Origin of the sequence: Actinomyces howellii (assembly GCF_900637165.1) — a bacterium.
Taxonomy (GTDB): domain Bacteria; phylum Actinomycetota; class Actinomycetes; order Actinomycetales; family Actinomycetaceae; genus Actinomyces; species Actinomyces howellii.
On sequence record NZ_LR134350.1, the window covers coordinates 2517807 to 2530299 of the forward strand.

The window sequence follows — 12493 nt, forward strand, 5'->3', positions numbered from 1 at the left end:
GTGACCTGCGGCCAGCAGGCCCCGGGCACGCGCGCGCACAGGGAGGTGAGCTGTCGTGGCAGCCCCACTGGTCGTAGGAGAGGCCATCCACCTGGAGTACCCGACGCGAGTGGTCCTGGACTCCGTGACCGTCGGGGTCCAGGAGGGGGACCGGATCGGGATCGTGGGCCGCAACGGCGACGGCAAGTCGAGCCTCCTGGGGGTGCTCAGCGCTCTGATCGAGCCGCAGGCCGGCCGCGTGACCCGTCGGGGCGGCGTGCGCGTCGGGGTCCTCTCGCAGTCCGACGACCTCGACCCGGCCGTGAGCGTCGGCGCCGCGATCGTCGGTGACCGCCCCGAGCACGAGTGGGCCGGAGACGCCCGGACCAGGGAGGTGATCGGCGGGCTCGTGGCCGACCTGCCCTGGGAGGCCAGGGTCGCGGAGCTGAGCGGTGGCCAGCGCCGCCGTGTCGCGCTCGCCGCGCTGCTCGTCGGCCAGTGGGACGTGCTCGCCCTCGACGAGCCGACCAACCACCTCGACGTCGAGGGCATCGCCTGGCTGGCCGCGCACCTGCGGGGGCGCTGGCCCAAGGGCTCCGGAGGCCTGCTCGTCGTCACCCACGACCGCTGGTTCCTTGACGAGGTCTGCACGACGACCTGGGAGGTCCACGACGGGACCGTCGAGCCCTTCGAGGGCGGCTACGCCGCCTACGTGCTCCAACGGGTCGAACGGGACCGGATCAGGGCGGCCACCGAGGCCAGGCGGCAGAACCTCATGCGCAAGGAGCTGGCGTGGCTGCGCCGCGGCGCGCCCGCCCGCACCTCCAAGCCGAGGTTCCGCATCGAGGCCGCCAACCGGCTCATCGCCGACGTGCCCCCGGTGCGCAACCCGATCGAGCTCCAGCGCCTGGCCGTGGCCCGCCTGGGCAAGCAGGTCGTCGACCTCGAGCGCGTCAGCCTGCGCTACGGCGAGCACGAGGTGCTGCGTGACGTGACCTGGCGGCTCGCACCCGGAGAACGGACCGGGATCCTCGGAGCCAACGGCAGCGGCAAGTCGACGCTCCTCGGGCTCATCGCCGGCACCGTGCAGCCCACCTCCGGCAGGATCAGGCGCGGCAGCACCGTCCGGCTCGGACTGCTCGACCAGCAGTTCTCCCAGCTCGCCGACATCGGCGGCGACCGGGTGCGCGAGGTCCTGGCGCGCACCCAGACGACCTTCACGGTCGAGGGCAAGGACCTCACGCCGGCACAGCTGCTCGAGCGCCTGGGCTTCGACCGCCCGCACCTGTCGTCCAGGGTCGCCGAGCTGTCGGGAGGGCAGAAGCGCAGGCTCCAGCTCCTGCTCCTGCTGCTCAGCGAGCCCAACCTCATCGCCCTGGACGAGCCGGCCAACGACGTCGACGCCGACATGCTGGCGGCGATGGAGGACCTGCTCGACTCCTGGCCGGGGACGCTTGTCGTCGTCTCCCACGACCGCTACATGCTCGAACGGGTCACCGACCAGCAGTACGCGATCGTCAACGGGAGCCTGCGGCACCTGCCCGGCGGGGTCGACGAGTACCTGCGGCTGCGGCGGGACCCGCCCGCCCCACCCTCCGCCCGCCCGACCGGGCAGTCAGGGCCGCCCGGGCAGGGCGCGGCAGCGGGCCCCGCCGGGCTGTCCGGGGCCGAGCGGCGTGCCGTGAGCAAGGAGATCGCCTCGATCGAACGTCGCCTCGACAGGCTCACCGCCGAGGTGGCGTCCCTGCACGAGCAGATGGCCGACCACGACCAGGGCGACTACGAGGGGCTCCACGCGCTCGCCGACCGGCTCCGCGCGGTCGAGCAGGAGGCCAGCGACCTCGAGGAGCGGTGGCTGGAGCTGTCCGAGCTCGTGGCCTGAGACCGGGCTGGGACCGGCCGGGTCGGCCCCGTCGCCTCCCGGACTGCCTCCCGGACCCTGCCCGCGCACGGTGACCTCCGTCACCCCGCGTGTCGGTGCCCGGTTCAGGCGAGCGCGGCGTCGGCGGGACCGACCCGGTCGGCCAGGTCGATGACGTGGTTGATGACCGGGACGATCTCGGAGGCCGGAGCCCCCCACACCTGCATGATGACGTCCACCTGGACGATGGGCAGTCCCGCCTTGCGCAGGACGACGACGGCGCTGGGGCGCGTCGGCCCGCCCGAGGACGGTGCGCCCGTGGCGGCCCAGAAGCCGGCGGTCCCCCGGTTGGGGCGCAGGCGCTCAGCCGTCGTGCCCGGCAGCAGCCCCGACAGGAGGGCGAGCTGGGTGGACCGGCGGCCCTCCTTGGTGCCGTCGTCGGGCGTGGGCTCGAGGCTGACGTCGACCGCGAAGACATGGCGCGCCCCGTCACCCACGTGGAGGAGCCGGGCCAGGGAGGAGGTTCGCTCGGTACGCCGGAGCCCCTCGAGCAGGGTCTCGAACTCCGTGCGCCACTGCGGTCCGGTGATGTCGAGCTGGACGCTGCGCGAACGAGCCTCCTCACGCGCCCACCCCGGCGGAGGGAACTCGGGGACGACCACCCACAGCGCGGGGTCGGGCGTGACGGTGATCTGCATCGCGGGCTCCTGGTCCTGACGGCTGCGTCTGTACTGCGTCTGTGTGAACGGTGAGCGAGTACGAGTGAATATAAGCGATCGGTCCGCGTCTATGCTTCTCCCGTGCCCTTGAGTGCCCCCCTGGAACTCCCCGCCTCCCCTGTGCGCAGGCTGCTCGCAGGGGGCCTCGACGTGCTCATCGTCCTGGTCGCGGGCCTCCTTCCCGGAAACCGGGTCCTCGGTGGCGTCCTCGCCCTGGCGGCCGCCGCGGGCGTCGTCTGCCTCCAGGCCGTCATCGGGTCGGGGCCGGGGGGCGCCGTCACGGGACTGCGCCTGCGGCGGGTCGCCCAGCGCGACGCGGCGCCCGGACGGGCCGCGGTGCTGCGCGCCGGGCTCATCGCGGTCGCTGCGGCCGCATCCTTCGGGGTGGTCCCCCTCGTCATGGTCGCCCGGGTCGACGGCCGGGCCTGGAGCCAGACCTGGTTCGACCGCCTCGCGGGCACGACCGTCGTCATGACCGCCCGCCCGAGCCAGGCGGTCTACACCCTGAGCCTGGGGGAGCGGGTGGTCCCCGTCGTCGGCGGGCTCGTGCTCGGACGGGCCCCCGAGGCGGTCAGCGAGGTCGGTGACGTCCGTCTCGTGGCCGTCCTGGAGGACGAGCCCTCTGTGTCCAAGACCCACGCCCTGCTCCAGCCCACCGCCGAGGGCCTGCTCGTCACCGACCTGGGCTCGACCAACGGCACGCACGTCGAGGACGTCCACGGCGTGCACCGCCTCAACCCAGGCACAGCCCGGACGGTGGAGCGGGGCCGAAAGGTATACTTCGGAGAGGCGATGTGCCTGATCCAATGAGCTGCACCCCTGGCTCCCCGACCCCACGCGGGCGGGGAGCCAGGTCCCGGTGCGGGCCCGGTGCAGGACCCTGAGCGGGCCCATCGCCCTGAACGAGGAGTACGCATGTCTGATTCGCTGAGTGCCACGACGCCGACGTGGGCCGAGGGCACCTGGTCGGGAGCCGTGACCCCCTACGGCGCCCTCCTGCTGCCCGCCGAGGTGCCGGTTCACATCGTCGAGGAGCTGTGGATGCTCCTGCGCGCTCCGGGGCCGAGCCTCACCGCGGTCCTCGACCGGCTGGTCATGGGCGCGGGCGGGCACCTGGCCCGCATCCCCGACTTCTCCGTGGTCGTCATCGGCGCCCAGGGTGTCAACGCCGCCGTGCGTGGCGCGCCGGTCCTCGAGGTCGACGGCGAGCAGATGGACGCCCGGGGGGTGTCGACCTGGCGGGAGGCGTTCATCAGCGCACCCGGGACGGTGACCCTGTCCGCGCCGGAGGACCCAGGTCCCGTCCTGCGCCCCGCCGTCGACGCGATCCTGCGCGTCTCCCGACTTCACCTGGGATCCTCGGTCCGCCCGACGCCCTCCACCGGCGTCCCGGGCGCGGCGACCGCCCCGGTCGACGTCGTCACCGCCGTCCCCCCGGTCCCCGTGACCACCGCGACCCGTCTGCGCCGCTCGCGCAACGCCTCGGTGCCCAGCCCTGTGCCGGCCCTGGCCATCCAGTCAGCGCCCGGCCCTGATCCTGTGTCCGCGCCGGTGCCCGCGCCGGTTCCCCAGCCGGCACCCCAACCGGTCCCCGGTCCGGTGGCGGCACCGGAGGGCGGGCCGGTCCCTCACCCTGTCTCCGGACCGGACCTCGTGCCGGTGGCCCCGTCGGCCCCGGTCGCGGATCCCGCCGAGGCCGCGGGTACGCCCGACCACTCCGTGGCCCCCGGGCAGGCAGCGGCTGACCCCTCGGCCCCGGTGGACCCGTCCGTCGCGGACGAGGAGCGCCCCGGTGACCACGACGGGTGGACGCTGGCGGCGCTGCCCGAGGACCTTGTCGACGAGCTCGGCACGATCGTCCTCGACGACAGCGCTGAGGACCCCGAGGGCCCCCGGGCGCAGACGCGGATGGCCCTGTCGGTCATGTGCCCCGACGGCCACGCCAACCCCACCAACTACGTCCACTGCCGCACCTGCGGCGCCGAGCTCTCCCAGCCCGCGCGCATGATCCCCTGCCCCCCGCTGGGGCACGTGCTCGTGTCCTCAGGGGGAAGCGTCGAGCTCGACCGGCCGGTGCTCATCGGGCGCCTGCCCGAGCCCCAGGAGGTCCCCCAGCTCGCGGGAACCAGCCCCGCCCTCGTCACCGTGCCCAGCCCCGAGCTGCTCATCTCCCGCAACCACCTGCTCATCGAGCTCGACGAGTGGTCGGTGCTGGCGCGCAGCCTGTCCACGAGCAACGGCACGACCCTGCGGCGTGACGGCGCTCCGCCCATGCGCCTGCCGGGCACCGAGTCCGTCCTGCTCACCAACGGCGACATCCTCGACCTGGGCGACGGCCAGTCGCTTGTGCTCGAGGACCTTCCGTGAGCTCCCCTCGTGAGGCGGCGCCCCCTGAGATAGCCGGCTACACCCACCTGCGGGACCTGGGGGCCGGGGGATACTCCCGCGTCTACCTCTACGAGCAGCACATGCCTCGGCGCGAGGTCGCCGTCAAGGTGATGAACGCCGACGTCGACGGAAGCTCGGCCTCCCGTTTCGAGCAGGAGGCCAACCTCATGGCCCGGGTCTCCTCGCACCCGGCCATCCTGTCCATCTACGGGGCCGGGGTCTCCGGGGACGGACGGCCCTTCCTCGTCATGGAGTACTGCCCTCCGCCCCAGCTCGGCATGATGCTGCGTCAGGGGCCGCTCGACGTCGCCGAGGCGCTGGGCACCGCCATCCAGATCGCCGGTGCCGTGGAGACCGCTCACCGGGCGGGAATCGTCCACCGCGACATCAAGCCCGCCAACATCCTGTTCACCTCCTACCGGCGTCCCGTGCTCTCGGACTTCGGGATCTCGGTGATGAGCGGGCCGAGCGACCACGACCACGAGCTGCGGGGCATGAGCGTGCCCTGGGCGCCACCGGAGCAGCTCGTGGGCTCGCGGACGGTCTCACCGGCGAGCGACGTCTACTCGCTGGCCGCCACGACCTACGCGATGCTGACCGGTCACAGCCCCTTCGAGATCGCCGGCGCCTCCGACGACGTCTACGACCTCGCCCGCAGGATCGTCAAGGACCCGCTGCCCCCGCTGGGGCGGCCCGACGTGCCGCCGTCGCTCTACCGGGTGCTGCGCATCGCGATGGACAAGGACCCGGCGCACCGCTACCCCTCCGCGCTGGCCCTCGCCCGCGCCCTCCAGCAGGTCGAGGGGGAGCTGGGGCTGCCCACCACGACGGCGGACCTCTACCAGGAGGCCGACACCCTCGAGGGCGCCCCCGCCCACGGCGAGGGCGAGGACCCGGGGGCCACGCGCCTGGGGGTGTTCTCCGCCGTCGAGCCCGCAGCGGTCATCCGGCCGCGGGCCTCCGACCGTCTCGAGCAGGACGCCCAGGAGCCCGACGCCTCGACCGACCGCCGGTGGGGCAGACGCCGGCTCCTGCTCGGCCTCGCCTCGGGGCTCGTGGCTGTCCTCGTCGTCGTCGGCGCCATCGTCGCCTCCCAGATGTCCCAGGAGTCCAGGCCCCAGGCGACCTTCGCGACCCTTGAGCCCGGTCACTCCGACCCCCTGGGCTCCATGGTGCCCGCCCCGCGTGACCTGTCGGGAGCCTCCGGCGGCGACGGGACAGTGACCTTCACGTGGTCGGCGCCGCAGGAGGGCTGGGAGGGCAGCTACCTGTTCCGCGAGGACGTGGCGGGATCCGAGGAGGTCCCCCTGGAGCGCACGGACGCCACCTCGGTGGTCGTCGCGGCCAGGCAGGGGACGACCTGCATCGAGGTCTACTCCCTGCGCGCGGACGGCAAGACCTCGGCCGCAGTGCGCTCCTGCGTCCAGACGCCCTGACAGCGCGCTCAGCCCGGGCCGTGCCGGGGCCCTGGGCCGTGCCGGGAGCCTGTCGAGCCGCTCGCTCAGGCCTCCACCCGGTAGGCGGCCCGCCCGAGCACGACGATCGAGCCCGTGGGCGCCGGGGACGGAACGCCCGGGACAGCGGCCTCGATCCGGTCCTTGTGCTCGACACGGGTCCCGTTGGTCGAGTGCAGGTCGGTGACCCACACGCCCCCGGGGACCGGGGCGACAGCGGCATGGGTCTTGGAGATCGAGCGGGTGGCGTCAGGCAGGCTGACCCGCTCGGCGTCGGGGTAGTCCGAGATGTTCTGCGGGTCGCGGCCCATGACGGTGGGCCCGATGAGCGGGATCGGGTCCCCTCCGATGACCGGCACCAGCCGGATGCGCAGCCGGGCGGTGCGTCGCGAGCGCATCGGGGACGCGGGCGGGAGGGTCGTCGGGGCGTCCGCCGGGGTCGCCCCCGTGCCCAGCTCGACGAGGCGCTTGCTCGTCGGCGTGACGGGCACGGGGATCGTGGAGGTCGACGGCGCGGGGGCGGGCGTGCCCGCAGCCCCCGGGGAGGACGGCGGCCCCTGGATCGGGGCCTGGGCCGGGACCTGGCCTGAGACCGGGGAGCCGGCGGAGCGCATCGGCTCGGGGGAGGTCGCCGCCCAGGTCGGGAAACGGGTGACGTCGGGCTCGTCGGCCGTCGGGGAGTCGAGGTACGTCGGGACGGCCGACCACGGGACGGAGTCGATGATGGCCTGCGGGCTCGACTCCGGCTGGGCGCCCGACACGCTCGTCGTGTCGAAGGTGTGGGCGATGTCGCGCCGGACCTCCTCCGGGGAGAAGGCGAAGCGGTTGTCGGGGAAGAGCTCATCGGCAGGCGCCGCGCCGGTGCGCGGCGCGACCGGGCCCGACGGCGAGGCCGAGCCCGGCGGTGTCGTGCCCGGAGGCGGCGTCACCCCAGGTCCCGGGGACGGGCCCTCCTCAGGCTGGGAGGAGCGCGCTCGCCACGGGGCCTCGGCCTGGGGCGTGGGACCTGCCGTCGTGATGACCCTCACCCCCGCGAGACGGTCGTGCCACCCCTGCCCGTGCGGGTCCTTGGCCGCCGCTCGCATGAGCAGGAGGGCCCCCAGACCCAGGGTGGGCAGGAGGGTGATGAGAAGCAGGTCGGCGTGGACGAACAGGCGGGTCATCGGGGCGCGCCCCGTGTCGGCGTCGATGACCCGCACCTTGAGCAGACGGCCCCCGACGCTCCACCCGGAGCGGGCCAGGACGATCTCACGAGGCAGGAGGACGACGAGCGCGAGGGCCACGGCGGTCGGGGTCCCGCCCATGCCTCCGGCCCGCGCCGCGGCGACGAGGGCGACCCAGACGAGGGCGTACACCGCCACGTCGATCAACCCGGCCAGGACGCGGCTGGTGACGGAGGCCGGAGCGGCGCTCAGCGCGCGGCCGACCGCACTGCGGGGCAGCATGGGTGCGGTGGACGTCACGGGTGTGTCCTCCTCGGGCTCGAACGAGACTTCGGCTGGCGCCGCGGGCGGCGCCCGGCGGAGCGGATCAGGGACCGCACCGACAGGCGCGCGGCGGCACGCCGCACCAGTGAGCGGTCAGCGGCCATCGCAGGGACGATCGCGTCGACGGACTCCCAGATCCTGTCCACAGCGTACGACGCGGGCTCCCCTGAACCGAATACCTGGGCGTCGACCGCCCGGCCGAAGCGGGGCAGGTCCGCCGTCGGGAAGCTGGGGGACAGGGCGAGAGCCGCCTCGCGGCGGGTGGCTCCCGCCGGGGCCGAGCGGCCCAGGTCGGTCGCCCGGTCGACGACCTCCTCCCAGGCGCCCAGCGCCCGGTCCACGCCCGCTCGGCCGCGTCGCCGTCGACGCCGCAGCGCCTTGAGGGCGAGGATGAGCGCCACGGGCGCGGCCAGTGCCGCGATGACCCCCAGGGCGACGAGCAGGACCATCGGGACGACCCCGGTGTCGTCATCCCGCTCCTCCTGCGGGTCGTCCTCGTAGGTCGGCGGCAGCTCGGCGGGATCCTGGAGAGGCAGCGGGGGCTGGAGCACCTGGGGCTCGGGGTTGGAGACCTTCTGGGTCGTCTGCTGCTGCGGCACCTGGTCGCGCTCGGGGGTGACGTCGAAGGCCACCCACCCGGCCGTGTCGAAGGCCACCTCGACCCAGGCGCTCACGTCCTCACCGGTGACGTCCTCGGCACGGCCGTCGGTCGCAGGCTCGAAGCCCATGACGACCCGTGCGGGGATCCCCAGGGACCGGCACATGAGCATCATGAGCACGGCGTACTGCTCGTCATCCCCCACGAGGGCGTCGGCCTCGACCATCGAGGCCAGGCGGGCGGCTCCGTGGCCCGGCTCGGAGGGGCTCTTCGTCCCGTCGGAGTAGTACCCGGTGCGCAGCGCCTGCTGAAGGGCCCGGATCTGCCCCAGGGGCGTGGACTCCGCTCCGGCCAGCGTCGTGGCCAGCGCCTCCACGGAGGCCGGCACGTCCTGGACGGGGCCGAGGGAGACCTCGGCGATCTCGAGGCCGGCGAGCTGGGTCTCCGACAGGACGGGAGGCACCGAGACCTGAGCGGTGAGCCGGTCCCCCTCGGTCAGCCCGGCGGTCGCGATGCCCGTCGAGGAGAAGGTGTCGTAGTAGAGGCTCTCGGAGATGACCGTCGAGCGCGGCCCCTGGGCGGAGATGCTCAGGGTGTCCGAGACCGTGGGCACCCACGGGAAGGTGTAGCCCTCCAGGGCGATCCCCACGCTCGTCGCCTGCCCGGTGTCGGCCCCCGGCGCCAGGGGGGTGTTGCGCCCGATCCGCTGGAAGCGGGCCGCCCCCTCGGCGTTCTGGCCCACGCGGGCCGACAGCCCGTCGTAGGAGTCGAGGGCCGCCAGGCGGATCCTGGCACCCTCAGGCAGCCCGGTCAGCCGCATGAGCGGCGTCGAGGCGAGGTCGGTCTCCAGGGTGCGCACGAGGGACAGGGGAGTGGCGTACTCGGTGAGGTCGAGGGGCGGCTCGAACAGGTCCCGCAGGACCGTGCGGGCGTGCGGGGCCACCGGCAGGGCGAGGGCGACGACCAGGCCGGTCACCGTCAGGAGGGTGGCTGAGCGCAGCACCGACCGGCGCACGTCCGTGCGCACCCCGGCGTCGGCGTCCTCCAGGACTTCCGCCACCCGGTCCCGCCGTCCCCGCTGGGCGGCCATCGCCCACAGGGCGAGCACGCCGATCGTGAGGACGACCCCGATGACGGTGGGTGCCACGGAGCTCTGCCCGCCCCAGGCGATGGCCACCGTCGCCTGGGCCAGGACCGTCAGCCCGGCCAGGTGCACTCGGCCGGCGCCTGCCGCGCGCGTCGCGACGACCCCGGTGGCCAGCCCGGTCAGCCACGGCAGGACCGTCATGCCGGGGAAGGCGGTCAGCGGCAGCGGCAGGGTCAGGGCGTCGCGCCACACGGTGATCGTCGCCGCCAGCACCGTCCTGACGGCCTCCAGCCCGCCTCCGACGTCCGGCAGGATCCAGGGGGCCAGGAGCACGTGGAGGGCTCCGGTGACCGCCAGGGTCGGCAGCGCGCTCAGGCGCATCCGGGCGGTCACCACCCCCGTGGCCACGCCCAGGCACACCCCGACCGCGGCGACGACCGCGCCGGTCGGTGAGGCGAAGGGCGGGATGAACAGGATCGTGCCGACCAGGGACAGGACCGCGACGAGGGTGAGGTCCGTCCACCGTCTGCGCTCCGTCAGGCTGGAGGCCTGGGAGCGGGAGCGCTCGGGACGACGCCGTCGCTCGGGACGAGGTCGACGCGTGGCCGCCGGTGCGCGGCGGGCGGGACCTGGGGTGCTCACGGGGTCCATCGTGCTCACACCGCCCTGCGCATGACCATGGGCAGGGCCTCGAGACGGTCGAGGTCGTAGACCGTCAGGGAACCCAGGGCCTGGCGTCCCCGAGGACGCGACCCGCAGCGCAGCGCCAGGGCGACGGTGTCGACCGGGGTGGTCGTGCGCACCCGCGCCAGGACGGGGCTCTCGGTGAGCTGGCCCGTCACGACGATGAGCACCGAGGCCTCGGGGTGGCGGGCGCAGGCCTGGCGGGCGAGCTCGTCGGGCCCGTCCGCCTGACCGGGCTCGAGCAGGCAGGAGGCGTTGAGCAGACGCAGGGCCGTGGCGGTGGGCAGGGACTCCTGCTGGGTGACGACGGCGACCTCCCGCCCGTGCCCGATGGCGTTGAGCCCCAGGGAGCACGCCACCGACACGGCGGTCTCGAAGTCCTCGTCGGACTCGTAGTCCTGGGAGCGGGTGTCGAGGACCACGAGGAGGCTGGATCGGTGCGTCTCCTCGAACTGGCGGACCATGAGCCGGCCGGTGCGGGCCGTCGTGCGCCAGTGGACGTTGCGACGGTCGTCTCCGGGGATGTAGTCGCGCAGGGCGTGGAAGGACACGTCCGAGCTCGACAGCTCCTGGGTGACCGCGCCCTCGACGTCGCGCATGATGCCGCGCAGGTCGGTGCCCAGGCGCACGGTCCGCGGGTGGATGTGGACCTGCTGGGGCCGGGTACGGGTCTGCTCGCGCCGCACGAGCCCCACGGGGTCGGAGCGCACGGAGACGACAGGGCCGACCGTGACCACCCCGCGCCGGGCGGTGGGCAGGACGAAGCCGCGCCGGTGGGTCGCCCCGGGCCGCAGGGTGGGCACGGCGAAGACGGCGTTGGCCGGTCCTACCGGCATCTCCATGCGCGCAGGCAGGAGGACACGGCCGGTCGGGTTGGTGACCACGAGGTGGATGGCCGTGTTGTCGCCCACCGTGACCCGTGGCTCGTCCAGGGCGTGGGAGACACCGTGCCCTCCGCGGCCCATGAGCCAGGGCCAGGCGGTCACGACGACGAGGCCGAGCACCGCGGCGGCGCTCCACGCCTCCTGCCACCCCAGGCGCAGGCCCGCTGCGAGGCAGCCGGCGAGCAGGACCAGGCACACCCAGCCCGTGCGGGTGATCATGGCCAGCGCGCCGCGCAGCGCGCGCACCATCGGGGCAGGGCGGGCGACCGCCCCGGCCGTCTGGGGACCGGGACGCGGCGGCGCCCCGGCGGCGGCCGGGGCGGGGGGCGAGGAGGTCGAGGAGGGCATCGGGGCTACAGACGCTTGGTGGGGGCGGGGACGTCGGCGAGCGCCCGGGTGATGACACCGCGGGGGGTGGCCCCGGAGAACTCGGCGTCGGGGTCCATGACGAGGCGGTGGGCCCACACCACCTCGGCGAGCTCCTTGACGTCGTCGGGCAGGACGTAGGGCCGGCCCTGGGCCGCGGCCCACACCCGGGCGGCACGGGTCATGGCGATGGCGCCACGGGTCGACACCCCCAGACGGGTGTCCGGGGACTCGCGGGTGGCCTCGACCAGCGCCCCGATGTAGTCGAGGATCGCGTCCTCGACGTGGTTGGAGGAGGCCAGGTCCGCCATGGAGGCGATGGCCGAGGAGGTGATGACCGTGCCCAGGGCCTTGGAGCGGTCGGGGCTGGCCGAGCCCGCCAGGATCTGGGTGAGGGCGCTGCGCTCGGGGTAGCCGATCGAGGTCTTGATGAGGAAGCGGTCGAGCTGGGCCTCGGGCAGGCGGTAGGTGCCGGCCTGCTCGACGGGGTTCTGGGTGGCGATGACCATGAAGGGACGGCCCGCCGAGTGGCGCACCCCGTCGACAGTGACCTGGGACTCCTCCATGACCTCGAGCAGCGCCGACTGGGTCTTGGGGCTGGCCCGGTTGATCTCGTCGGCCAGGACGACCGAGGCGAAGACCGGGCCGGCGTGGAAGTCCCACGTCCCGGTCCTCTGGTCGTAGATCGTCACGCCGGTGATGTCGCTGGGAAGCAGGTCCGGGGTGAACTGGATGCGCGAGTGGGTGCCCTGGACGGTGGCGGCCAGCGCCCGGGCCAGCGCGGTCTTGCCGGTTCCCGGGGCGTCCTCGAGCAGGAGGTGCCCCTCGGCGAGCATGGTGGTCAGGGCGAGCCTGATGACGTCCTGCTTCCCCAGGAGGGCCTGCCCGACGTTGTCGACGATCCGTGTGAAGGTCTCGGCGAACCAGGTCGCGTTCTCCTGAGTCATGGACATGGGTAGGGGGCTCATTTCGGTTGACGGCGTGCT

The 12493-nt window shown here is 74.1% G+C and carries 9 protein-coding genes; 4 read left to right on the forward strand and 5 right to left on the reverse strand.

All coding sequences use genetic code 11. The annotated features are described in order from the left end of the window. Nucleotides 1-55: 55 nt before the first annotated feature. Nucleotides 56-1861 carry an ABC-F family ATP-binding cassette domain-containing protein gene (locus EL245_RS10570; protein WP_126383094.1) on the forward strand — a complete coding sequence of 602 codons (1806 nt, stop codon included), beginning with the start codon at nt 56-58 and terminating at the stop codon, nt 1859-1861. Between the two features lie 104 nt (nt 1862-1965). Here EL245_RS10570 and EL245_RS10575 read toward each other — a convergent pair whose 3' ends face one another. After that, nucleotides 1966-2538: a hypothetical protein gene (locus tag EL245_RS10575; protein ID WP_126383095.1), complete on the reverse strand. Its 573-nt coding sequence runs from the start codon at nt 2536-2538 to the stop codon at nt 1966-1968. 102 nt (nt 2539-2640) lie between these two features. On the opposite strand from EL245_RS10575, the gene EL245_RS10580 reads away from it, so the two are divergent. The 3 genes from EL245_RS10580 to EL245_RS10590 all read left to right on the forward strand — a co-directional run bounded on the left by EL245_RS10580 (nt 2641) and on the right by EL245_RS10590 (nt 6383). After that, nucleotides 2641-3369, forward strand: a complete 729-nt coding sequence (locus tag EL245_RS10580; protein ID WP_232009727.1) for an FHA domain-containing protein — start codon at nt 2641-2643, stop codon at nt 3367-3369. Between the two features lie 105 nt (nt 3370-3474). Further along, on the forward strand, nt 3475-4926 hold the full coding sequence (locus EL245_RS10585; protein ID WP_126383096.1) for an FHA domain-containing protein: 1452 nt from the start codon (nt 3475-3477) through the stop codon (nt 4924-4926). Continuing rightward, complete coding sequence (locus EL245_RS10590) at nt 4923-6383, forward strand: serine/threonine-protein kinase (protein WP_126383097.1); 1461 nt, start codon at nt 4923-4925, stop codon at nt 6381-6383. The genes EL245_RS10585 and EL245_RS10590 overlap by 4 nt, the downstream gene beginning before the upstream one ends. A 65-nt stretch (nt 6384-6448) precedes the next feature. Here EL245_RS10590 and EL245_RS10595 read toward each other — a convergent pair whose 3' ends face one another. The 4 genes from EL245_RS10595 to EL245_RS10610 are packed head-to-tail and all read right to left on the reverse strand — an operon-like array spanning nt 6449 to nt 12460. Then, nucleotides 6449-7864, reverse strand: a complete 1416-nt coding sequence (locus EL245_RS10595; RefSeq protein ID WP_126383098.1) for an RDD family protein — start codon at nt 7862-7864, stop codon at nt 6449-6451. Next, nucleotides 7861-10224: a transglutaminase domain-containing protein gene (locus EL245_RS10600; RefSeq protein ID WP_126384395.1), complete on the reverse strand. Its 2364-nt coding sequence runs from the start codon at nt 10222-10224 to the stop codon at nt 7861-7863. Before EL245_RS10600 ends, EL245_RS10595 begins: the two co-directional genes overlap by 4 nt. A 5-nt stretch (nt 10225-10229) precedes the next feature. Then, nucleotides 10230-11489, reverse strand: a complete 1260-nt coding sequence (locus EL245_RS10605) for a DUF58 domain-containing protein (RefSeq protein ID WP_126383099.1) — start codon at nt 11487-11489, stop codon at nt 10230-10232. 5 nt (nt 11490-11494) lie between these two features. Then, a complete protein-coding gene (locus tag EL245_RS10610; protein WP_126383100.1) occupies nt 11495-12460 on the reverse strand; it encodes an AAA family ATPase in 966 nt (321 codons plus the stop codon). Nucleotides 12461-12493 lie beyond the last annotated feature (33 nt).

What these genes read in the sequence shown, in the direction of transcription:
- EL245_RS10600 (WP_126384395.1), bottom strand. Translation starts at nt 10,224, where the DNA reads ATGGACCCCGTGAGCACCCCAGGTCCCGCCCGCCGCGCACCGGCGGCC.
- EL245_RS10585 (WP_126383096.1), top strand. Translation starts at nt 3,475, where the DNA reads ATGTCTGATTCGCTGAGTGCCACGACGCCGACGTGGGCCGAGGGCACC.
- EL245_RS10610 (WP_126383100.1), bottom strand. Translation starts at nt 12,460, where the DNA reads ATGTCCATGACTCAGGAGAACGCGACCTGGTTCGCCGAGACCTTCACA.
- EL245_RS10605 (WP_126383099.1), bottom strand. Translation starts at nt 11,489, where the DNA reads ATGCCCTCCTCGACCTCCTCGCCCCCCGCCCCGGCCGCCGCCGGGGCG.
- EL245_RS10575 (WP_126383095.1), bottom strand. Translation starts at nt 2,538, where the DNA reads ATGCAGATCACCGTCACGCCCGACCCCGCGCTGTGGGTGGTCGTCCCC.